Here is a 23,196-nt window from a genome sequence, read left to right as displayed (position 1 = left end):
CAGAAGTTACACGCAGATTTTGCCAAAACTCGCCTACGCGCTTTTCAGCCTCTACAGGAGACTTAGCCAAATAACTTTTTGATGATTGGTTTGCTGATTTTTTCACAACCTCTCGCCAGCGTTAAGCCTACGTAGAACAATTTTTAAGCTAACACTCCCTCATCTGAGGGTTTGCACCCGTATCGGACAGAATCTCGCGCCGACTTCCTCACTTCTACCAGAAGCAATTCAACAGAGCAGAAATGTATAAAAAAAACGCATTTTACCCAAGGTTTATTTGTGTGATGAAAAGAACATGCTACTGCGAGCGATTCGGCATCCGTAACCTTACATTTCAGTCAAATGATGCACTCAGCCTCCGATTCAGGCACTGGTAAACGACTTCTATTCAATAGTGAGTCGCTGACGATTGAAATTACCGAAACCGGTTTCTTTAAGATGGCAAGCTATTGAGGTCATTTTGCGTAGTGCATATTTATCCAATCAAATTATCTGGGCAATCGTGCTGATTATGCAGCAATATTATGGCCGATTCTTCTGATTGGGCTGGATTGCCCTCCCTGTAACCTTTGAATTAACGCTCATTAATGTAACTAATTGAATTAATTAAATATGGCGATTGTTTTATATAGATATCTAAGATTAATCTTAGAAAAAGCGAACGATAACCATACTCTCTTTGTGTAAATAATCGGTTGCAATGAAAACGACTCTCATTGAGACAAACATCCTGTAAACTCAAAATCACATAACTCTGTTTACGAATGACATTGGATTAACTCATCCGCCCATACTCATTTTTTTTCCTGTTAAGTTCGGTATTTTGAAGAATATTCAAAATATATGACTAACAACCCACTCCTATCTATTAAATCAACAAGATGATTTATTTAATAGTTTTAGGCAGAAAAGCGTGCTATGGAAAATAGAATTGAGATCACATCTTATTCTCAAGTTTCTCCGTTTTTATATCGCGAAGATACGAAATCAATTAATCAGAACGGAGATCTCTGCACGGGGAATTATTCTTTTAAGTTCATTAAATCCACTAAAATCCATTAAGACTTTTTTTGCATGGTGTCTAAATATTCGCCATAAATTCATTCAATCGGAATGACAAATATTTAATAATAATTCGTTAATAAATAATGCTTATTTGAATTAAGTCAGAATAATCACCTCAATATTTCAAAATGTAACTGTGTGAGACCTCATTGGAACAGCGTTATTTGATAAAAACAGTTTTTTATTCTTAATTTTACTTAAAAAAGATATAAAGTTTTTACATTTTGATCTTTTGTGTAAACCTATGCTCCGTTAATATGACACTGCAAATGTGACGTGATTGTTAAAAATGTTACGTCGTGAGAAAATGGAAACTACCCTACGCAGAGTCATATCAACGTAAGTCGGAGAATAGGTAGTCAAAAAAAATTAATAGTATTTTTATTACAAATACTATTAAGTAGACAAGGCTCCTATTATTTCACTGAGATTAAATGCTGAGAAAATGCCCCTAAATTAGGATGTAAATTAGGGTGATTTATTTAAATGGAGAGACCTTTATGAACACTAAATTACGCGCAACTATTTTACTCGCTAGCGCAGCATTTGCTTCTTTCTCTCATGCTGCAAATGCAGCAGACGGCACCATCAATTTCACCGGTACAGTTATTGCTGAAGCTTGTACCGTTAGCACAGCGAGCGCCAGCCAGACGGTTGCTTTAGGTAATGTCAGCGCCAAGGCTTTCCCAGCGGTCGGTGCCACTGCCATGCCGGCAAAATTCGATATCACCCTGACCTCTTGTCCAGATTCAGTGACAAAGGCCTTGGTAAAGTTTGATGGTCCTTTTGCAGAAAATAATACCAATCTGCTCGCGTTGACCACTGAAACTGGCGTAGCTACTGGGTTGGGTATCGCAATTTATGAAGCAGACGGTACAACTCTGATTCCCATGACGGCTCCTTCCGCGCAAAAAGCCGTGACGAAAGGTGTGAATCCCGTCTTTAGCTACATTGCCAAATATATGTCAACCAATGCCACTGTCACGACCGGCCCAGCTAATGCAGTCACTCAGTTTAGTATTTCCTATAACTAATAGCGCTGCTTTAGTTAGGGTTAATTAAATTTAAAAAATACAAACAAAAGGATCACCCATGTTTCAAGGGCGAGGCAAGGATGCTTATTTTTACATGAAAAATATCTTTACCGGCAGAGAATCTGCTGGGCAGTTAGTTATGAGGAATTCTGGTATGTCATGGATACGTTCTTTTATTTCTGTATGTTGCCTGCTAACGATTACCTATCAGGCTCAGGCTGGGATTGTTATAGGTAGCACACGCGTCATATACGATGGCAGTAAAAAAGAGGCTTCTTTATCAGTAACCAACCCGGAAAAGGATCGGCCTTACCTGATTCAATCCTGGATCGATAATCTGGATGCATCAAACACGACTAAGATTCCCTTTATCGTCACTCCACCATTGTTTCGATTGGATGCCGAGCAAGAGAATACGCTGCGTATTGTTCGGGCCGGCGGTAACTTACCGCAAGATCGCGAGTCGGTATTCTGGCTCAGCGTTAAATCTATCCCGGCAACGCATAAAACCGATGAGAATCAGCTACAAATCACGGTTCAATCGCGTATCAAATTATTTTATCGTCCAACCGGGCTGCTGAGAAATCAGGCTGCAAATGCCTATAAATCTCTCCAGTTCAAGCGTAAAGGTAATCAATTGGAAGTGGTTAATCCCACGCCCTATTACGTTTCGTTCTATGAACTTAACGTTGGGAAATCAGAGATAAAAGAAGCGGATATGATCGCTCCGAAAAGCAGCCGCAGCTGGCCGTTACCTTCAGGCGCATCAGGGCAGATAAGCTGGCAGGCGATTACCGATTACGGTGGCATTTCAGCCAAAGAGACCGTTTCTCTCTAATTCGCAAAACCTAATCCTGACTGAAATGACATCTTGCCCATCCATACCGGGTAAGGGGTATCCGTACGCTTTTTTCGGCCCCAAATGGAGGAATTTTGTTATGGAAAAACATTGCAAGCCAGCGGGACTCACCCGGCATATCCTTTGGACTCTAGTCTCTGTCGCGTCTGCTGCACCGATAGTCAACGTTTCGGCAGCAGACTATTTCAATCCTTATGCGCTTGAATTGAAAGAAGGTACACCTCAGAACGTCAGTCTGGGTCAGTTTTCTACCACCGGTTCGCAAATTCCCGGAACCTATCGGGTGGATATTTACCTAAACGACAGCAAAGTCGATGAACGCTCGGTGACCTTTGTGGATCGTAACGGCAAGCTTCTGCCGGAATTAACCACAAAAGAATTGGCTGCGATGGGTGTCAATATTGAGGCTTTTTCATCACTTAAAACGTTACCGCCGACTCAAGCATTCAGCAATTTAGATCAACATATTCCCGAAGCGTTCACTCGTTTCAACTTTAACCGCCAGCGGTTGGATATCAGCATTCCACAAGCGGCGCTTAATAATGAAGCGCGCGATGCCATTGACCCAAAGTTATGGAATCAGGGGATTCCCGCCGCGCTGGTTAACTACAGCTTTACCGGTTCTAACACCTGGGATTCGCGTAGTGAAGGGACTAACAGTAACTATTATCTTAACTTGCGTAGCGGAGCCAATTTAGGTGCCTGGCGGTTACGTAACTACTCCACCTACACCGATAATAATAAGAGTGGGCGTGAGTGGAAGAACATTAATACCTACGTACAACGGGATATTCAGCCGCTGAAAGGCGCACTGACCCTGGGTGACAGTTCGACGCCCGGCGAAGTATTTGATAGCGTTCAATTTCGCGGAGTCCAGTTAGCCTCCGATACCAATATGCTGCCAGATAGCCGCCGCGGTTTTGCCCCGGTAGTCCGCGGTATCGCACAGAGTAACGCTCAGGTCATCATTCGACAAAACGGCTATATCATCTACCAAACCTATGTTCCTCCCGGAAGTTTTGCCATTACCGACCTCTACCCAACCTCATCCAGCGGTGGGTTGGACGTCACTATTCGGGAAGCGGATGGTACTGAGCGTAGCTTTGTGCAGCCTTTCTCCGCCGTGCCTATTATGCAGCGCGAAGGCCAGTTGAAATATGCCGTTACGGCAGGGAAATATCGCACTACCACCCCTTTTGCGGCAACGCCGAACTTTGCCCAGTCAACCCTGATTTACGGGTTGCCCGCAGACACCACTTTGTACGGGGGAGTATTGGCTGCAGAGAAATACACGTCCGGCGTGCTAGGAGTCGGTCATGGGTTCGGCGATATAGGATCGATATCTCTCGATGCCACTCAGGCTAATACTTCTCATAGAGGAGGAAAAAAAACCCAGGGGCAGTCTTATCGGTTCCAGTATTCCAAAGATATTAGTACCACTAATACCAATTTTACTTTGGCGGGTTATCGCTATTCCACTGAAGGTTTTTATACCTTAAGTGAAACTAATGAATATCGGGAAAATGTCAACGGCTGGCGCCCAAACTACAATAAACGCAGCAAAATACAGCTCAACCTTAATCAGTCTATGGGCGGATACGGTCATCTTTATATCTCTGGGTATCAGCAGGATTATTGGTGGCAATCTGGTTATGAACGCAATATCAGCACCGGTTATAACCTGAATCATAGAGGCATTAACTACAGTCTGTCATATAGCCACACCCAGACACCGGGCGTAGGTAATAGCGACAGTGTGTTAGCTTTCAGCGTGCAGGTTCCTCTCGATCGTTGGTTAGCTAACAGCTGGTCTACCTACAACGTCAACCACAGCAAATCCGGGCGTACCACCCAGCAGCTCGGTTTGAGCGGCACCGCGCTGGCGGACAACAACCTGAATTACAACATTCAGCAGAATTATACTAATCAGGGCAACGGTGCCAGCGGCAACCTTAACGCCAACTATCGCGGCACCTATGGCGAAATCGGCTCTGGTTACAGCTATGACAACGATTCCCGCCGCCTGAACTATAACCTGCGCGGAGGCGTGGTTGCGCATCCATTCGGTGTCACTTTCTCGCAATCCCAAGGTGAGACACTGGCATTGGTTAAAGCGCCGGGAGCCAGCGGAGTGAAGGTGCAAAATAGCAGCGGCGTCTATACCGACTGGCGAGGGTACGCGGTCGTTCCTTATGTCAGTACTTATCGTAAAAACCGAATTGCGCTGGACACCCAAACCTTGGGCGAAAACATTGATATTGATACCAGTGTCAAAACCGTGGTGCCGACCAAAGGTGCCGTTGTACTGGCTGATTTCAAAACCCGCGTGGGAAAACGAGCGTTAATCAAACTGAACTTCGATGGAAAAACCATTCCGTTCGGCGCCAACGCATCGCTAAAACATAATGACGACCTATCAATCAATAGCGGAATTGTCGCCAATAATGCGGAGGTTTATTTGAGCGGTATCCCTGATAAGGGAAGTTTACTGGTGGAATGGGACAGCAACGGCACACCGCAGAAGTGCGTGGCGGACTACATCCTACCAGAAACTTCTGACGATAACGGTTCATCGGTACTGACCCTACAGGCCAGCTGTAAAGCGGTAATGACATAGCTAAGTAAAGGACGGTCAAACGTATGCGGCCGCCATTTTGAGGCAAGGAGCAAGGATGAGGGCTCGGAGATTACCGCGCTATTTAGGCTATATCACCTTATTTTTCATGTTGATGATGTGGGAAATGCGGGAGGGAGCGGCCGGATGTCGTTCTTTCCTCACTCACGCCCCGATTCTGGTTTTTCCCAAACCGGTATACGTGGATAAAAGTGCGCCCATAGGCAGCCTGCTGGCTCAAGGGCAAACCCATATTGCGGCGCGTATTATGGATAATTCGTATGCGGGTTCAGCGGGAGATTTTGTTATCACTATCAATCCGCTAACTCAGTTTACCGGGCTTAAATATCGCGGAATCAGTGTATTTAAAACCAATCTGGAGGGCGTTGGCGTGGCCTATACCGTGACGCCAACAAAAGGTGGCGCCGAAACGCGGCAAATAACCCATAACAGTAAAAACCTGAGGGGCGATGCCATATCCTCAAATCTTGATTATTACCTGGTTAAGTACGGGCCAATTTCGGGGGGAAAGCTATTACGCCATAAATTATTCAACATCGGTTATTCCTGCTTCGCCAGCGGGGGAAACGGCCTTTACGACTGGAATGGGTTGATGTACGGGGCTTCAGTTCGAGTACGAGCCTGTGGCGTTCAGAAGGCAAAGCTACATATTCCTTTGGAACGGGTAAAAATAAGCGCCTTTTCCGGCCTGAATAGCACTGCAAATGAAGTGGCGTTTTCAATCCCACTCAACTGTACCGCCACGGACAAAATCAAAATAGCGATCGGCGGCGCTGGCATTGAAGGTTCGCCTGACCTGCTGGCATTAGATAGCGGCAATGGTACGGCGCAAGGAATAGGCATTCAACTGTTATACCGCGGGCAACCTATCACGTTAGGGGACCTGTTTAGCGGTATTTCATTCTCGGAAACAGGCTGCGCGCAGATTCTACTGTCCGCCCGTTATTACCAGAAAGAAGAGTTTATCAACGCAGGTCGAGCCAGCAGCACGGCCAATATTACGCTGAATTACAGGTAGCAGATGATTGGTCAATCACTACGAGAGAATTACTGATATAAAGTTCATATTTTTCAGATAGATATTGTCATTTCGGGAAATTGAGGACAGGAGCAACACAGCATGATAGATAAAAGATGATAGATAAAAGCGATTTTTTCATCACTCGGAACACTATTTCTCATCCGGCGATCTTCGCTTTTCTCTAAATAAGGGTGATTCAACAGGCTCTAACTTATTAAATTATATAATTTAATAAAATATTCAGCCTAAAAACCGAAGTATTGGCCGTTTTAAACAAGGAATATTTATGGAATTACGTTTTGCTACTACACAGAAAAAATACAGGAACTATAGCGCCGCCCTATGGGCCGGTTTTTTAGGCGGGAATATTGCCAGTTTCGTCAAATGGGGAGCGGAGATCCCTTTTCCCCCAAGGACAGCGGACAGAGCCATTCCGCCGGCGGAGATGCTGCAAGATTTGGGTTTCAAGGTCAACGATATGATCTATCAATATTCAGGCCATATTATTAACTGGGGCGTGGCGGGCGTTCATCAGCTATTTTCCATCTTGTTTGCCCTGTTCTATTGCTTAGTGGCTGAAATATTCCCGACGATCAAACTCTGGCAGGGCGCGGCTTTTGCCATTCTGGTCACTTTAGGTTTCCACGGCGTGCTGTTACCACTTTTCGGCTGGGGCCCACCGCTGTGGCACCTGCCTTTTGAAGAGCTTTTATCCGAAACGTTCGGTCACGTGGTGTGGATGTGGACTATCGAAATATTCAGAAGAGATATTCGTAACCGTATTACTCATCAGCCCGATCCAGAGTTTCAGCCGCAGCGAAAAATAAGCCGCCATTATTGATATTTAAATCCGGAATATACGCGACTGGATAAGCTGGCTAAAATCCGGCCAAAAAAAACTAATTGATTGAAATTTATAATATTTATTGGCCACAATGGAGAGATGACGGGGAAGGTTAAGTGGAAAAGAAAACGCTAACCACTATTCCCCCGTTATCTTAATGAGGGAAACTCTCTCATGGAGCAGGAGAAATTTATGCTGAATAGATTGAAAATGTTGTCCATAAGACAAAAAGGGATTTATCTCATTCTTCTGCTGACGTTGGTTTTCACACCCAAAAGTTATGCCGAAGCTGAATGCTGGGCGGTGTGGGATATCTACCCCAGTACCAGCCAGGGACCCGTTACCGTTCCAATGAATGCCCCGATAGGCTCATTACTTGCCTCTGGCGTTTATAGCTATGCGGTAAAAGTAGTAAAAAACAACTCGTTCGGCGCACCGGGGAACTTCGTTCTTCAACCACGAACATCCACTAAATGGACGGGCATCTATTACGATTCAATGCCAGTGTATAAAACTTCAAAGGAAGGCGTCGGCATCGCGTACAGAACCGACGGTAGAGACGGATTGCTAGATGTTTACGCACCACAGTACACCTATGAAGGCTATTTGATGCGCACCAATCTGGAATATTTCCTGGTGAAATATGCCGATATAACCTCTGGCACGTTGCCGGCATATAACCCGGTCAGTGTGAGTTACACCTGTCTGGGTATCACAAATGGCAAGGGTTTAGGTCAAATATCCTTCCCAGCGGTAGATATTCAGGTCAACGGCTGTAACACCACCACGCCGTCCATTCAGGTTCCTATGGGTACCGTCAATAGTCATTCTTTCTCCGGCCCCGGCAGCTATGGCCGCTCCGTCCCATTTACCATCGGGCTGGACTGCCAAGTTGACACCAAAGTTTCACTCACTCTGGGGACTTCCGGCAGTAGCGACAATGTATTGCCGTTAAACGGCAATACAGGAGAACAGGTGGCTAGCGGTCTGGGAATTCAGATCCTGTATGATGGCAATCCCCTTCCGCTGGGCGCGCCCACGAATTTACTCGATAGCACCACGGTTGGAGCTAATGAAATCCCGATGACTGCTCGTTATTACCAAACCGGGGTCAAAATCACGCCGGGGGCGGCCAATAGCGTAGCGAGTTTTACCCTGACATATCGCTAGGTTCAGTCTTACATACTGTCCTAAATTCCTGGCAGCAGAAAAAACCGGCTTGGTGTCAACGCGCCAATACTGTATATTAACCCAGTTGTTTTTGAATGGGTTATCCTGACATTTTTAGGGGAAGATATGCGTATTGAATTGATTTATGACAAAAGAAACGTCGGCGGTCTGACCAACGCCACTGATTTGATCAAAGAAGAGTTGACCAAACGTGTGCATCGGATTCATCCAGAGGCTGACGTCCACGTTAAGGCCATGCAGGCCAACGGTCTCAACGTATCGGGCGTGACCAAGTTGGAAAAATCTGCTCTGAACAGATTGATCGAAGAGATGTTTGAAGAAGCGGACGAATGGCTGACTATGGAAAGCTAATCTCCGTCGATCTGCATCTATCCGGAGATAGACATGTATCGAACGGTCGAAATTCTTCTATATAAATTACAGCCCGATAGCGGCAATATATTCCATCGGGTTATGCAGGATATTAGTATTCCACTGCATCAGAAAGCCGGTATGGACGTAGTGGCTTATGGCAAAGGCGTAGAACTGGAAGACAGTTATTATCTGATTCGCTCATACGCCAATCTCGCAGAGCTTGAGCGCAAACAGGCACAGTTCTACCGCAGCGAGGCGTGGCAAACCGGGCCACGCAACGTCATTGTAAGCCGTATTATTAGCAGTCATAGAACAGTAGTCTATCTTGAGCCTAAGGCTATTCGAGCGCTACGAGGGCTGAATACCGGTACCTAGCCGTGTACGCTATCAGCCAGTTTTATTACTTTACGTTTAATTACTCTGTGTTTAATTGCGTTACCTTTATTACTGCGAATGTATTGCTGCGAATGTTATCGCCGTTAACTCGCGAAAAATAATTAGCCCAACTTATTTAAGGAAGAATATGAAACTAGCAGGAAATATTTTATTACACGCCGGTCTGCTAATAACGTTATTTTCCTATGCTGCCACTGGCGCTGTACCGCAAAACTTTCTGTATACCGGTTCAGACGATTTAACGACTATTTCCTCTCTGATTCAGCGGCCTGATATTGGCGGAGTACAAATTGTCTATAATTGGAAGGCGCTAGAAACCGACAAAGATCAGTATGATTTTTCACAGATCGAGCGTGACCTTGCCTACCTTAATAGTTTAAATAAGAAACTTTTTATTCAAATTCAGGATCGTTTCTTTGAGCCTCAAGCTAAAAACGTTCCTGCCTATCTAATGAAAGATCCGCGCTATAACGGCGGTATCGTACCGCAATATGATAATCCCGGCGAAAATAAGCCTGCGGGTTCAGGTTGGGTAACCCAGCAGTGGAATCCGGCGGTACAACAACGCTATCAAAAACTACTGGCGGCATTAGCTACAAAATTCGACGGCCGGGTATTTGGCGTCAATCTGCCAGAAACCGCCATTGACCCCGATATTAAAAGGGATAAATCCGGCTTTAGCTGCGATAAATACTTTGCCGCAGAGATGGAGAATATGGCCTTTGCCCGTAAAGTCTTCTCTAAATCTCATGTGGTGCAATACGTCAATTTTTGGCCTTGTGAATGGAATAATGATCATCAATACATGTCACGCCTGTTTGAATTCGCTGCGAAAAACAAGGTGGGGCTGGGCGGGCCAGATATCGTACCAAATAAAAAAGCGCAGATGAAAAATGCCTATCCGTTCTTTAATCAATACAAAGGCAAGCTTAGTCTGGTTGGAATGGCCGTCCAGGAACCCACCCTCACCTACACCAATGCTAAAACCGGCAAACCCTTTACCAAAGCTGAGTTTACCGATTATGCAGAGAACTATTTAGGTGCGAATGTAATTTTCTGGAGTACTGCTTCACCCTGGTTATCTGAAGGAACCACAGCGCGCTAAGCCATTGGCTATGACCTCAATGAGTTAGGCTATTAACGGGATACGGCCGCCAATTTTAATCGGTTTAAAGTGGTCTTTATCACAATCAGCGGCAGCCAGCGCCAACGCTAACTGTTCCGGCGGTTCATCTAAGGATTCGTCGGCTAACTCAAAAACGCCCCAGTGAATTGGAATGGTAACAGGTTCGTTTAATTGCTGGTAAAGCTGAACCGACTGCTGCGGATCCATATGCTGCGCCAGCATAAACCATCTCGGCGCATAGGCTCCAATCGGTAAAGCCGCATAGTTAAAAGGACCAAGCCGTTCACCAATTTCAACCAACTGCGGGCAATAGCCGGTATCACCAGAAAAGTAAAAATTAATCCCCTGCTGTTTCACTACCCAGCCAGACCATAACGAATGGTTGCGATCCCAAGGCGTGCGCATACTCCAGTGGCGAGCCGGAACACAATGAAACTCGGTATCGGCGATTTGATAACTTTCCCACCAATCCAATTCATGAATAATTTTGGCACCGTGATTCAGCAACCAAGGTTTTAAACCTAGAGGAACCATAAAACTGACCTGCGGAGAATGTCTTAATAACTGGGCGACAGTTCTGGCATCCAGATGATCGTAATGATTATGCGAAATTACAATCACATCAATATTCGGTAATCCTTCAACCTTGGTCGGGACTGGCGTTTTACGATGTGGGCCATAGAAATGCAGTGGGGAGGCTCTCGATGACAGCACTGGATCAAACAGCACTGTCCGCCCACCGATACGCAATAAGACACAGGCATGACCTAACCACCACGCAGCATCATCTTCACCACTAAACTCGGCCTGTTGCCACCATTGGGCAATAAACGCCGGATACCCCTGTGACGGCGGCTTAGGCAATGATTGACGTTTCCGTTCTTCGCGCCAACGTTTGAGATCCCGCGAATGATGGGCCACCGGCTCCAGATTCTGAAACCCGAATTCGGTGTGATGCGGCTTGCTGGCATCGTAATACGGATTTTTTCTGGCCATGTCTTTCCTCAAATGTGGCTTACAGCCTCATAGGCAGCGTCAGCTAACGTTATTTCTACCCGCTCCAACCATCGGTTGGCTAATTGGAACCTGACTAAAAATCACGATCCAATTTCTCAAAATTACCGCGTTCATCACCGTATTGCGGCGAAAAAATAGCCATCACTCATTAGCCTGTACTTTTCTAACGCCGCGTTGGGCACATCGATATGATGTCACCCATGTTTTTCATGCCTATAGCCTAGGTTGATTTATATCAACTTTTATCAGGTTACTCGTCTCTTTCAAACTCAAAACACTGTTTCGTGATCCTTGACTCATTTTTGACCAAAGTAAACTCATATAAAAGAAACAATAAAACACTATAAATAAAATATTGTTTTATTTTTTTCGACGATAAGAATGAACAGACAAATTTCAGCGCGGCATACCTTGGCTTACGGCAGTGCCAACCTCTTAGGCAGCGGCGCATTGGCTATAAGCGGCGCTTGGTTGATGTATTTCTATAGCATATTCTGTGGGTTAACGGTGGTCGAAGCAGCGACGATTTTCTCCATCGCCAGCATTCTGGATGCCATTAGTAACCCAGTTATGGGCTACATCACGGATAATTTCTATAACACTCGTCTGGGTCGTCTATTTGGCCGCCGTCGCTTTTTTATCCTGCTCGGTATCCCGCTAGTATTGGTTTATCCCTTATTGTGGATGAGCGGTTTTGGTTTCTGGTATTACCTGCTGACCTACGCGCTGTTCGAGCTTATCTATACCTCAATTATGGTGCCTTATGAAACGCTGGCTACCGAAATGACGACAGATTTTGCCAAACGATCCAAACTCACTGGTTCTAAAGCAATTTTTGGCAAAGTGGCCAACTTTCTGTCGGCTTTTATCCCCGGCCAGTTTATTGCTATCTACGGGAAAGATTCGCCAACGCCGTTTCTTTATACCGGTATCGCCTACGGTTTGATTATGTGTAGTGCAATGATCCCGCTGTATTCTTCTTCCTGGGAACGACCGGCCAGTGAAGTTCTTAGAGAAACCACCAATAGCTTGGGACAAGCGCTGAAAAAACTCTGCGTTGATATGGCGTCCACTGTCCATCTGCGCATTTTCCGCAAGCATTTAGGAATGTATCTGTTTGGCTTCGGTGCAGAATGGTTATTCGCTTCAGCATTTACCTACTTTATTATTTTTGGTCTGGGGCAAGATGCCACACTGGTTTCTCAACTCAACAGTTTCAGTTCGATTATGCAACTGATATCAACCGCCATATTTATCGGTGTTTGCGTCAAAATCGGCTTTGCCCGCCCTTTCCGTATCGCATTACGGGTTGTGATTGTTAGCGTAATCGCCTACGCCGCGCTGTATTTTACCGGTTGGTCCGAAACCACCACGGTGGTTGTATTGTTCGCCATTACCGCCGTATTCGCCCTGAGTACCGGTGGCATTTACTACATTCCGTGGACGGTTTATACCTTTTTAGCCGACGTAGATGCAGTGCTGACCGGACGCCGCCGCGAGGGGATTTACGCCGGTGCCATGACTTTTGCCGGCAAGATGGTGCGTTCGGTGATTGTGTTTTCCATGGGCTGGAGGCTCAGCAGTTTCGGCTTTGTTTCCGGCCAATCAGAACAACCAGAAATCGCGGTTCAGGCCATTGTTGGGGTATTTGCTGTTGGAGTGATTGCGCTAGCGTTGGTCGCCATTTTTTATACCACGCAAATGAAATTAGACAGGAAAAAACCACGCTATCTTGTTAGAAGAGATTGCCCGCATCAAAGCCGGTGGCGCTATAGCCGATATTCCTCCCCACGCTCGCGCGGTGGCTGAAGAGCTTACCGGTTGGCAATATGAGCAATGCTGGGGGAATAATCCGTTGGGTGTTAAAGAAACGGCCGCAATATTAATTAAACCGATAGCGGAAAGCCAATGACACAAGGATAACCGTCGCTGATTAAGGGCGGTGACTTTCATCCTAAAGAATGAGGGGCTTACGAACCCGTTAGCCATACCGGCCTCTTGTCGAAATCAGGTGCGGCCATTGATGCCACCACAGGCGGGAACCATGGTCATTCAGCAATACGGTATATTCTTCCGGCCTAACCGGCTGTAGTACAAAGTTTCCTCCTTGATAACGCCCTTCCCTTCGTTGAAGTAAATTCTGCGGGTAAACACCAGCGCGCTCATGGTGCGAATAAAATCCGATACCGTTTTCAGAACTGAATACAGGCCTTGAAAATTTTATTTATTTAATATCAACATGTTGTGTTGATTTGCAGTAAAAAAAGCTCGGGTGACATGGCCATTGCCGACTTTCTATATATTCAACCACGATAAATATATTGCGCTACTGCACCTTTCTTCATTTTCTTCTGACAATAACTGACTAATATAGCAGGGTGAATTTCCCTTCTGCTTTTGAAAATGGATAAAAACAGTTGAAAGCTTTCTCTACTTCCTTACTGGTGGCGGCTCTGTTCACTCTGCCGGTACACAGTTATGCACAAACGGAACGTTTAACGGCACAAGTTGTGGATCAACACGCCGAGCATATTTTTTATAACAGTGGCGCAATGGGAATGGCGCTGGTGGTGATAGATAACAATCAGGTGGTCAATCGTAGTTTTGGCGAAACCCGACCGGGCAATAACATCCGCCCACGTCAGGACTCACTGATCCGTATTGCTTCTATTACAAAATTAATGACTAGCGAAATCATGGTGAAACTGGCTGAAGAAGGGAAACTGAAGCTCACCGATCCGCTAAAAAAATATGCCCCCAAAGGCGCCTATGTCCCCGGCTATAACGCTAAACAGCCGGTCACCTTGTTGAGCTTAGCTAGCCACACCAGTGGATTTCCTCGTGAACAGCCCGGTGGCCCGCAAAAAAGGCCGGTATTTACCTGGCCGACTAAGAGCGACCGTTGGCAATGGCTGAAAACCGCCAAAGTTACGGTACCGCCGGGTGTCCGGGCGGCTTATTCAAATCTGGCCTATGACCTGCTGGCGGATGCGCTTTCTAAAGCGGCTGGAAAACCTTACACCACGCTGCTGCGAGAAAAAATCACCGGCCCGCTGGGTATGAAAAATACCACCCTGACGCCGACGGCTGAACAATGCGATCGACTGATGGTTGGCGTTGGTGGAAGTGCCTGTCGTAATACTACGGCGGCGGCAGGCAGCGGCGGAATTTACTCCACTCCAGAAGATATGCAACGCTGGATGCAGCAGTTCCTGTCTACGCAAAACAGTCCAAGAAAAGCCACGGCGAAACGTGAACAAAAGATGTATTTCCAGCGGCATGAGCTGGTTTCATTAAAAGGAATGGACGTACCGGGTCAGGCTGATGCCTTGGGTTTAGGCTGGGTGTATATGGCTCCGAGAAATGGCTTGCCGGGAATTATTCAAAAAACCGGCGGCGGCGGCGGTTTTATTACCTATATGGCGATGATTCCTGAAAAAAACATCGGTGTTTTCGTCGTGGTAACGCGCACACAGCTGACCAAATTCACCAATATGAGTGATGGTGTGAACCAGCTGGTAGCCGATTTAGCCAGCAATGGTCGCTAAAATCACGATCCAATCATTATCGGATCAATAACTCGTAGGCATAAGGGCATCTCACCGATGCCCTTTTTACTCATTAGCAAAAATCCATCAATGATCGGACTGCTTCATATCTGCGAGGACAGCATCGCTAAAACGGCTGCTCGCGGCTTCAGTTTCTTATGATCAGTTTTTTATGATTAATTTGTTATGTTTAGTTTCTTTATACAGCGTTCAACAACGAGCAATGCTTTCGTTTCATTTCTCAGGGCAATCCTACCGGATATTCATCGGTTGCCAGGCGACTGTAAATTTTCAGGCTAATAAACCTGCCATCTTTGATTTCGCACTCCCGCCGCGTGCCTTCATGATGAAAGCCACATTTTTCCAATAGTCGCCAACTGGCGCGGTTTTCCGGCTCGACCACGGCTTCAATACGATGAATCCCCATTTCTGTAAAGGCATGGCTGGAAATGATATTGACGCACTCGCGAGTCAATCCCTGCCCCCAGTATTCTGGCAGTAGCCAATAGCCCAGTTCCAGCGAGCGAACGTCGTGATTCCATTGATTAAACCCGCAGGCTCCGATAATTTCCCGATCGTTTCCGGCAATGCAAATGCCCCACCAGATACCGCTCTGCTGCGCATAGATATTACTAAACCAATCCATCTGAATCTGCGTGGCGGCCAGAGAGGAATAAGCCACGCCGTAGTGGGTAATTACCGCCGGATCAGACAGTGCGGCAAAAACCTGTTTAATATCCGTAGGGCGAATTTTTCGCAATCGACAACGCTGAGTCTTTAACGGGGGAAACATAGGTGATTCCGCATAATGCCCACGATAGGCGATGGCTCAGTATAAAGACTTTCCGAGATTAGCTCGATAGAGCCGAAGGTTGGCAAAGGTCAGGAGGTGAATTTTGGGCGAAAAAAAAGACATCCGAAGATGTCTTTTTTCTTACTGCTGGTGCCGGCACCAAGAGTCGAACTCGGGACCTACTGATTACAAGTCAGTTGCTCTACCAACTGAGCTATGCCGGCGAATTTGGCGGAAGGATAGAGATTCGAACTCTAGGACCTGTTACAGTCGACGGTTTTCAAGACCGCTGCCTTAAACCACTCAGCCATCCTTCCAATGGGCGGCATTATCATCTTAGCGCGATGATATGTCTAGTGTTTCATTTAAAAAAAATGGGAATTTAATTCGTTTGGTCAAACTTCGTTCTGAATCTGATTAAAAAAAGTCAGATTGAACAAAATTAATTCTGTTTTTGTGACTGAACCCGTTGCTGTTGCAGCGCTTCACTCTTTTACTTATTCCATCTTGTTCAAAACCGGACTAAATCTTAGCGGGAACGATAAAAATGCGCTGAAGAACCCGTTTATCCCCAAATTTTCGCCTACAGCCCCAACGCATGTCCTCAACCAATCCGACTCACCGAGCGCGTATGTAAAAAACGCGGCCATTTGGCCGCGTTCTGCATCAGATCTTGCCCAGAACCATCGGGATTAGAACTGGTAAACCAAACCAACCGCGACGACATCATCAGTGTTGATACCGGCATTTTTGGTGAAGGCAGTGTCATCCAACAGGTTGATTTTGTAATCAACGTAGGTAGACATGTTTTTGTTGAAGAAGTAGGTCGCGCCGACGTCAACATACTTAACCAAATCCTGGTCGCCGTAGTTACCCATGTCTTTACCTTTGGATTGCAGGTAAGCCAAGGAAGGACGCAGACCAAAATCAAATTGATACTGAGCCACTAACTCAATGTTTTGCGCTTTGTTAGCGAAGCCGTAAGCCGCGTCAGCGCTGGTGTTTTTGAAATCACCAAAACGAGTCAAGTTGTAAGTTTGGGTGTAGTTTGCCGCCAGATAAACGTTATTCGCGTCATATTTCAGGCCACCGGTATAGGCATCCGCACGGTCGCCGTGACCATAGATACCTGGAGCGTTCTGGTCGTCAGTCCGTTTCGAACTAGCGAACGCCGCAGATGCGCTTACGCCCCAGCCCAGATCGTAGGACACGGACATACCGTAGCCGTCGCCATTTTGACCCTGAACATCACGGCCATTATTGGTTTCGGTGCCACTGCCGTTTTTGCCTTGATACTGCATAGCGAAGTTCAGGCCATCAACCAAACCGAAGAAATTGTTGTTACGGTAGGTTAGGATGCCGTTGCCACGCTGAGACAGGAAGTTATCCGGGCCGTAAGTGTCGCCACCGAATTCTGGCAGTACGTCAGTCCAGGAAGTGACGTCATAAACCACGCCGTAGTTACGGCCATAATCCAGTGAACCGAAGTCAGCGAACTTCAAACCGGCAAAGCCGACACGAGTGAAGTTTTTGTTATCTTCACTTTCAGCTTTGTTCAGGTTTGCCTGATATTCCCACTGGCCGTAACCAGTCAGTTGATCGCTAATTTGGGTTTCGCCTTTCAGGCCAAAACGCATGTAAGACTGATCGCCATCCACACCGTTGTTATCAGAAAAATAATGAAGGCCATCAATTTTTCCGTACAGATCCAGTTTATTACCGTCTTTGTTGTAAATTTCAGCTGCGCCTGCGGTACCCGCTACTAATAATGCTGGAACCAGCAGAGAAAGAACTCGAAGTTTCATCGTTATTATCCTCGGTAATTATGTCTTATTATCGCCACTGCTCTGACGAGCAATTTATCCCAATTGGGTATTGCTATTGTGGTAATAAGAATAATATTAATCTATACAGAAAATGCTACTAAATAGCCGAACATGTTTCAATACAGCAACTAAGGGTTTCATAATGTAAATACGAGCGAACTTTCACAGAACTATAAAATACATTATTTATAGCACCAAAAATCAAGATAAAATAAAAAATACATTAAAATCAAAGAATTAACTGGAGTTCATTTTTAGCACTAATTGATAAGAAACACCGTAAGCCATCACGATATAATAATTCCGCTATCATCATTATTTTTGCTATTACCCACATTTCGGATTAAAGCATCTCTATAAATACGTTTATTTAACGGCCGATCTCTTGATCGGCTTTTTTTATTTATCACAATTAAGGAGAGATTGAGGATATTTGTTTCTGCTGTTTGCTAAATAGTTACACGTGATAATTATTGAGATGTATAGTTTCATTAATTTATTTCAGCACGTAAAGCTCAGATTACCGAGTGAATTCCCCGCCTAACAAACGAAATAAAACCCTTCAACAAGAAAGGGTTTGGGGGTTTATTTTGAGCGTAGACTGAGGATTCTCAGTAAATAATTAGCGTTCCCGCAGAGACTCCTTCACTTTATTAAGCGGTTTTATCAAGTAATCCATCACCGATTTTTGCCCGGTTTTTATTTCTACGCTAGCAACCATTCCTGGTAATATCGGGAAAGCTTTACCGGCTTTATTGGTTAACTCTGCCCTGTCGGTGCGTACATACACGCGATAGTAAAACTGATCGCGCCGCACTTCGTCCTGTAATGTGTCTGGCGATACAGACTCTACCTCTCCGGTAAGATTTCCATAAATTGATGAATCGTAAGCAGTAATTTTTACCGTGGCCGGTAATCCGGGGCGAATATAGGCGATATCACGCGGGTTGATTCGCGTTTCAATTAAGAGCTGTTCTTCTATAGGAACGATTTCCATCAGCTTACCGCCGGGTTGTAACACGCCGCCCACAGTGGAAACCTGAATATCTTTTACTATGCCGCGCACCGGCGATATCAAGGTGGTGCGCGTCAGCTGATCTTCTTTGCCGGCAACCACCTGAAGCTGGGCATCCAGATCGGCATTGTTTTTCACCTGCTCTTCACGCGCCCTGACCGCATATTGGTTGCGAGCATCATCGATTTTGCCGCGGATCTCACTCACTTGCCGCCGTAGTCGGATCACCTCAACCTGGCTGGCCGCACCTTTCGCAACCAGAGGCTCCGTCATTTGCAGCTCTTGCTGAACCAGTTTGAGAGACTGCTGAAGGTTGCTGACAGTTTCCATCATATTTTGTCGCCGTGAGAGGTAAAGCTGCATTTCTCGCGCTGCTAAAGCCGGTTCTTTTAAGGTTTTGGCGCTGAAAACCAGTTTCTCTCCTGTCAGCTCCGCCCGTAAACGCTCTGAAGAAGCACGCAAAGCCGTCACCCGCGCAGCAGCTTCGCCATAATTGGATTGAAAACGCGTGGGATCGAGACGAGCCAGCACCTGTTGCTTACTGACAATGGCACCTTCATGCACCAACAGCTCATCGATAATACCGCCGTCCAGACTTTCAATCAGCTGCGCACGGCTGGAGGGCGTGACCTTCCCTACCCCCACCGTCACTTCATCCAGAATGGCAAAATATGCCCAGACAAACATCACCACCATCCCCACCAGCGTAAACCAGATAATGGCGGAAATCCGCCGTTCCTGTTGGGCCATTTCTTGCTGCAAGCCTAAATTTGCCATGCTAATTCCCCTTACGCTGCACCCTGTCTGGATTTTTCTGCCGCGGATACCGCATTGAGAATCTGGTCGCGCGGGCCGTCGGCAATCACCCGTCCCCCCTCCATCACGATAATGCGGTCAACCAATTTCAGCAGCGCTGGCCGATGAGTCACTAGCACTAAGGTGCGCCCGGTGAGCCACGCATTCATTTGGCGAATAACATAGTCTTCTAGCTGTTCATCCATAGAAGCGGTAGGCTCATCCATCAGAACTACCTGCGGGTTACGCAATATCATTCGGCTAAGCAATACCATTTGGCGCTGGCCGCCGGACAAACCGCGTCCCCCTTCATTAATAATGCGATCCAAGCTGGCGGCGTCCTGCTGTACCAAACTGAGCGCACCGCTGATACGCAGCGCCTGAAGCATTTCCTGCTCAGTAGCGTGCGGATGACCAAGCATCAGGTTTTGGCGCAAGGAGCCGAAGAACAGACGGGAATCCTGCGAGAGAAAGCCCAACTGGCGACGCAAGTCGGCGGGTTCAATGCACTGCATATCCACGCCATCAATAATAACTTTGCCTTTGCTGGCGCTAGCCTGACCGGCTAATAGCTTCAGTAAAGTGGTTTTCCCCGCACCGACTTTGCCAAGAATCGCCACTTTCTCTCCGGGTTTGATTTCCAGCGAGCCGATACCAATAACATTTTGCCCTTTCTCCGCATCGTAGGTGTATTGCACGTTGCGCAGCAAATAGTGGCCGTTGAGTACCGGACAATGCGCCAGTTCGCCATCTTCTGGCCGATCCAGCGGTTTTTTCAGCAATTCGTCCAGACCGGTCATGGCACTTTTGGCATGTTGCCAACGGGAAAACACCATGGTTAATTGCATCAACGGCGCAATAGTTCGCGAGGAAAGCAGGCTGCTAGCGACCAGCGTACCTGTGGTGATATCTCCGGCCAAAACCAGATAAGTACCGAATACCAGCATACCGGCGTAGGTTAGCTGCTGTACCGTTGATGCCCAACCGGTCAGGCGGGCGCCCCACAGACGCTGTTTCATCCCTACTGCAGCGCTGACTTCATGAGTTTGTTCCCATTGACGCTGGAAATACGGCTCAGCCTGCAACGCTTTTATGTCTTCGATGCCTTCGATAGTTTCGACTAAAATGGCGTTACGCAATGCGCCTTCGCGCATCCCTTCTTTCGCCAGCTTGGCCATCGGCCATTGAATCAGTAAACCGGGAATCACAATCAGCGGGATCGCCAGCAGCGGAATAATCACCAACGGGCCGCCGATAAACGCCATTATCGCTAAAAACAACAGCACAAAAGGCATATCCGCCGCCGCGCCCACGGTAGTGGACGTCAGCAGCTCTCGTACCTGATCGATTTCACGCAGTTGTGAGATAAAAGAACCGGTAGATTTCGGACGCGCTTCGTTCTTAATCGCCATCGCACGCACAAACAGCATGGAGGACACTTTCAGATCGATGCTTTTCCCCATCAGATCCGAAACCTGCGTGCGGGTCAGTCGAATGACATACTCCATCGCCGCCGCCAGCAGTACGCCAATGAACAGCACCCACAGCGTCGAATAAGACTGTGCTGGAATCACCCGGTCGTAGACCTGCATGGAGAAGAGAATTCCCCCCAGCGCCAGTACGTTACCTATGACTGACGCCAGCGAAATTTCGGCAATTTTGCGTCCGGCACCGCGAAAATGTCGCCAAAACCAATGTTTGCGGTAAGGTTGCACAAATTCATCAATGCGCTGGTCACGGCCTCGGGCGGCAATGCCAACCATAATGGCCATGCCCGGACTGCGCGCCAGCAGCTCTGGCAGCTCCGCTTCTCGCACCAAATCGCCGCCGTCGCTCAACCAATAATTGGCGAGGCCTGCTTCAGTGATGCCTTCGACTACCGCTACGCTGCCCGGTTCCAGCTCTAGCAGCACCGGCATTAATTCATTGCGCCAATGGACTTTGCTGATCGGAACCAGCGTTACCTGTAATCCCAGCAAACTACTGAGTCGCTCCAACTGGCGTGGCCAGCTGAGTTGTTCATACCAGCGCATTTGCTGGCCGAGGAAATGGATATCGGCCGGTTGACCATAGCGGCTGGCAACCCTTGCCATTGCAGTGATCCAAACCTCCGTTGGCGTTGATTGTACTGTCATGTTACCCCTGTCGCCTCATCAGAAACGGTCAATTAAACACCTCATCCTTACCTCAATCGCGTAAGGGGCGGTTATCAGAGAGCGGGGAGTTTTTCACCGCTCTGGGCCACACGATCAATTCCTAACATATCGACCAGATTATCTACCGCAGCGGCATAACGCGCGGTGGCATCCCAGCCGTCATACAGCGCCATCAGACGCATTGAATCGGCCTGCAATACATCCTGTTCCACGCTGAGCAAATCGTTCAGACTGCGCTTGCTGAGCTTATATTCATCCTGATAAACCTCGCGGGTATGACGCGCGCTTTGTAACTGCTGCTCGCCGGCGAGCTGGCGCTGCTGAGCCCCAATCATGTCGGCATAAGCGGTTGAGGCACGTTGGTTCACATCTAGCTTGGCTTTTTCCACTTCAGCCTGCGCAGCAGCTCTGGCTCCTTCGGCAGAACGTACTCGTGCGCTGACCGCGCCCCCTTGATACAGAGGCGCTTCCACTGCCAACTGAACCTGATCGTCCCAGTAAGATCGTGAGTCATTTTCATAGCGAGTACGCCCCGCCTGTACTTTAAACGTCGGCCAGTGCTGCGCCTGATTTTGTCGTACCCGTTCCATTGCCGCCTGCTGCTTGGATTCCGCCCCCCGCACCGCGCTGCTGGCATCATAAGGAATCGCGTTTAGAGCAATTTTCTGATTGAGTAGCGTTTTAGGCAGATCCGGCAGATTGTCGGAAACCACACCGGTAAGAACCGTAAGCTGCGCCTGAGCCGAGCGCTGCTGCGCCCGATATTGCTCCAGCGTCGCCACCATACCGGCAATGCGGGTTCCGGCCTGTAATACGTCGGACTGAGAGCTGAGACCGGCATCCGCCCGCAGTTGGGCAATGTCTCTGACTCGCTCTAGAGAAGCCAGATTGTCTCTGGCCGCGGCGGTGAGCGCCTGATAGCGTTTGACCTGTAAATAGGCCTGTAAAGTGCTTAACCCCACGGCGGTCATCGTGTTAAACAATTCATAGCGATAGGCGTCGGAGAGTTGTTTCTGTTCATCAATGCTGCCTCCGGTTTTCCCGAAGTCATACAACAACTGACTGAGCATCACACCAGCAGAAGCGTTGCTATTCAGGCTACCGGCAGAATCAGTTTGATGGGATTTCCCCGCCGTTCCCTGTAAAGAAATTTGCGGATACCAGGCACTTTCAGCGACGTCCAAATCCCCCTGTCCCACCCGAATTTGCGCGGACGCCTGAGCGATTTGCGGATTACGTGCAAAAGCCCGCAGAATGGCTTCCCGCAGACTGAGTTCAGCAAGGGCTTCCTCGCTGGGTGCCGCCTGCCAGTTAAAAACTGCCGCCGGTGGCACATTTTCAGCCAGCGTAGCGGCATTAATTCCAATTGAAAAAATACCTACTGCCAACAAGTTGCCCACAATGCGCCAGGGCAGAAGGTGCTGCTGTGTTTTTTTCATCACCGACACGACTCCGTTGCCGAGATTCTTTATTAGAATCATGTTGCTGTACTGATGTATCAGCCAGTCACGCCGACTGGCT

16 protein-coding genes, 2 tRNA genes and 1 pseudogene are annotated in these 23,196 nt (G+C 47.4%); 11 read left to right on the top strand and 8 right to left on the bottom strand.

The features are described 5' to 3' along the window. Positions 1-1,565: 1,565 nt before the first annotated feature. From PL78_RS17035 to PL78_RS16995, 9 genes are all read left to right on the top strand, one after another. Positions 1,566-2,099 carry a fimbrial protein gene (locus PL78_RS17035; RefSeq protein ID WP_064517373.1) on the top strand — a complete coding sequence of 178 codons (534 nt, stop codon included), beginning with the start codon at positions 1,566-1,568 and terminating at the stop codon, positions 2,097-2,099. 154 nt (positions 2,100-2,253) lie between these two features. Beyond that, entirely contained in the window at positions 2,254-2,937 is a 684-nt protein-coding gene (locus PL78_RS17030) for a fimbrial biogenesis chaperone (RefSeq protein ID WP_064518520.1), read from the top strand. Between the two features lie 100 nt (positions 2,938-3,037). After that, the gene (locus PL78_RS17025) at positions 3,038-5,575 is read left to right on the top strand and encodes a fimbria/pilus outer membrane usher protein (RefSeq protein WP_084414346.1); all 2,538 of its coding nucleotides are present in this window, start codon (positions 3,038-3,040) and stop codon (positions 5,573-5,575) included. Between the two features lie 55 nt (positions 5,576-5,630). Further along, positions 5,631-6,611 (top strand): fimbrial protein, encoded by a 981-nt coding sequence (locus PL78_RS17020; protein ID WP_064517370.1) that lies wholly within the window; start codon positions 5,631-5,633, stop codon positions 6,609-6,611. 289 nt (positions 6,612-6,900) lie between these two features. Further along, positions 6,901-7,455 carry a YagU family protein gene (locus tag PL78_RS17015; RefSeq protein ID WP_064517359.1) on the top strand — a complete coding sequence of 185 codons (555 nt, stop codon included), beginning with the start codon at positions 6,901-6,903 and terminating at the stop codon, positions 7,453-7,455. 195 nt (positions 7,456-7,650) lie between these two features. Next, the gene (locus PL78_RS17010; protein ID WP_158513770.1) at positions 7,651-8,628 is read left to right on the top strand and encodes a fimbrial protein; all 978 of its coding nucleotides are present in this window, start codon (positions 7,651-7,653) and stop codon (positions 8,626-8,628) included. 126 nt (positions 8,629-8,754) lie between these two features. After that, positions 8,755-9,000: a DinI-like family protein gene (locus PL78_RS17005; protein ID WP_049597078.1), complete on the top strand. Its 246-nt coding sequence runs from the start codon at positions 8,755-8,757 to the stop codon at positions 8,998-9,000. Positions 9,001-9,033: 33 nt separating this feature from the next. After that, positions 9,034-9,378 carry an NIPSNAP family protein gene (locus tag PL78_RS17000; protein ID WP_064517353.1) on the top strand — a complete coding sequence of 115 codons (345 nt, stop codon included), beginning with the start codon at positions 9,034-9,036 and terminating at the stop codon, positions 9,376-9,378. A gap of 148 nt (positions 9,379-9,526) precedes the next feature. Continuing rightward, positions 9,527-10,504 (top strand): hypothetical protein, encoded by a 978-nt coding sequence (locus PL78_RS16995; protein WP_064517350.1) that lies wholly within the window; start codon positions 9,527-9,529, stop codon positions 10,502-10,504. 24 nt (positions 10,505-10,528) lie between these two features. Here the strand turns inward: PL78_RS16995 and PL78_RS16990 are convergent, their stop codons facing one another. Beyond that, the gene (locus PL78_RS16990) at positions 10,529-11,521 is read right to left on the bottom strand and encodes an MBL fold metallo-hydrolase (protein WP_064517347.1); all 993 of its coding nucleotides are present in this window, start codon (positions 11,519-11,521) and stop codon (positions 10,529-10,531) included. A gap of 402 nt (positions 11,522-11,923) precedes the next feature. Here PL78_RS16990 and PL78_RS16985 point away from each other — a divergent pair. Then, positions 11,924-13,454 (top strand): annotated as a pseudogene (locus PL78_RS16985) (MFS transporter). A 505-nt stretch (positions 13,455-13,959) separates the two neighbouring features. Beyond that, positions 13,960-15,090, top strand: coding sequence for a D-alanyl-D-alanine-carboxypeptidase/endopeptidase AmpH (gene ampH / locus PL78_RS16980; RefSeq protein ID WP_064517344.1), 1,131 nt, complete (start codon positions 13,960-13,962; stop codon positions 15,088-15,090). 241 nt (positions 15,091-15,331) lie between these two features. On the opposite strand, the gene PL78_RS16975 is transcribed toward ampH, so the two are convergent. From PL78_RS16975 to PL78_RS16945, 7 genes are all read right to left on the bottom strand, one after another. Beyond that, entirely contained in the window at positions 15,332-15,883 is a 552-nt protein-coding gene (locus tag PL78_RS16975; RefSeq protein ID WP_064517342.1) for a GNAT family N-acetyltransferase, read from the bottom strand. 148 nt (positions 15,884-16,031) lie between these two features. Next, positions 16,032-16,107, bottom strand: a tRNA-Thr gene (locus PL78_RS16970). A 5-nt stretch (positions 16,108-16,112) separates the two neighbouring features. Further along, positions 16,113-16,200, bottom strand: a tRNA-Ser gene (locus PL78_RS16965). A gap of 375 nt (positions 16,201-16,575) precedes the next feature. Then, positions 16,576-17,688: a porin OmpC gene (gene ompC / locus PL78_RS16960; protein WP_064517338.1), complete on the bottom strand. Its 1,113-nt coding sequence runs from the start codon at positions 17,686-17,688 to the stop codon at positions 16,576-16,578. Positions 17,689-18,331: 643 nt separating this feature from the next. Continuing rightward, positions 18,332-19,501 (bottom strand): beta-barrel domain-containing protein, encoded by a 1,170-nt coding sequence (locus tag PL78_RS16955; RefSeq protein ID WP_064517335.1) that lies wholly within the window; start codon positions 19,499-19,501, stop codon positions 18,332-18,334. Positions 19,502-19,512: 11 nt separating this feature from the next. Continuing rightward, entirely contained in the window at positions 19,513-21,654 is a 2,142-nt protein-coding gene (locus tag PL78_RS16950) for a type I secretion system permease/ATPase (protein ID WP_064517333.1), read from the bottom strand. 74 nt (positions 21,655-21,728) lie between these two features. Next, positions 21,729-23,114 carry a TolC family outer membrane protein gene (locus PL78_RS16945; protein ID WP_084414386.1) on the bottom strand — a complete coding sequence of 462 codons (1,386 nt, stop codon included), beginning with the start codon at positions 23,112-23,114 and terminating at the stop codon, positions 21,729-21,731. Positions 23,115-23,196: the final 82 nt, after the last annotated feature.

Source organism: Yersinia entomophaga (assembly GCF_001656035.1).
Classification (GTDB): domain Bacteria; phylum Pseudomonadota; class Gammaproteobacteria; order Enterobacterales; family Enterobacteriaceae; genus Yersinia; species Yersinia entomophaga.
Note: the sequence above shows the minus strand (reverse complement) of the source record. Positions and strands in the feature narration are given on the sequence as shown.

Coding starts and splice junctions, on each gene's coding strand:
- PL78_RS17020 (WP_064517370.1), top strand. CDS start 5,631: ATGAGGGCTCGGAGATTACCGCGCTATTTAGGCTATATCACCTTATTT.
- PL78_RS17035 (WP_064517373.1), top strand. CDS start 1,566: ATGAACACTAAATTACGCGCAACTATTTTACTCGCTAGCGCAGCATTT.
- ompC (WP_064517338.1), bottom strand. CDS start 17,688: ATGAAACTTCGAGTTCTTTCTCTGCTGGTTCCAGCATTATTAGTAGCG.
- PL78_RS17025 (WP_084414346.1), top strand. CDS start 3,038: ATGGAAAAACATTGCAAGCCAGCGGGACTCACCCGGCATATCCTTTGG.
- PL78_RS17030 (WP_064518520.1), top strand. CDS start 2,254: ATGTCATGGATACGTTCTTTTATTTCTGTATGTTGCCTGCTAACGATT.
- PL78_RS17005 (WP_049597078.1), top strand. CDS start 8,755: ATGCGTATTGAATTGATTTATGACAAAAGAAACGTCGGCGGTCTGACC.
- PL78_RS16995 (WP_064517350.1), top strand. CDS start 9,527: ATGAAACTAGCAGGAAATATTTTATTACACGCCGGTCTGCTAATAACG.
- PL78_RS17010 (WP_158513770.1), top strand. CDS start 7,651: ATGCTGAATAGATTGAAAATGTTGTCCATAAGACAAAAAGGGATTTAT.
- PL78_RS16990 (WP_064517347.1), bottom strand. CDS start 11,521: ATGGCCAGAAAAAATCCGTATTACGATGCCAGCAAGCCGCATCACACC.
- PL78_RS16975 (WP_064517342.1), bottom strand. CDS start 15,883: ATGTTTCCCCCGTTAAAGACTCAGCGTTGTCGATTGCGAAAAATTCGC.
- PL78_RS17000 (WP_064517353.1), top strand. CDS start 9,034: ATGTATCGAACGGTCGAAATTCTTCTATATAAATTACAGCCCGATAGC.
- PL78_RS16955 (WP_064517335.1), bottom strand. CDS start 19,501: ATGGCAAATTTAGGCTTGCAGCAAGAAATGGCCCAACAGGAACGGCGG.
- PL78_RS16945 (WP_084414386.1), bottom strand. CDS start 23,114: ATGAAAAAAACACAGCAGCACCTTCTGCCCTGGCGCATTGTGGGCAAC.
- PL78_RS17015 (WP_064517359.1), top strand. CDS start 6,901: ATGGAATTACGTTTTGCTACTACACAGAAAAAATACAGGAACTATAGC.
- PL78_RS16950 (WP_064517333.1), bottom strand. CDS start 21,654: ATGACAGTACAATCAACGCCAACGGAGGTTTGGATCACTGCAATGGCA.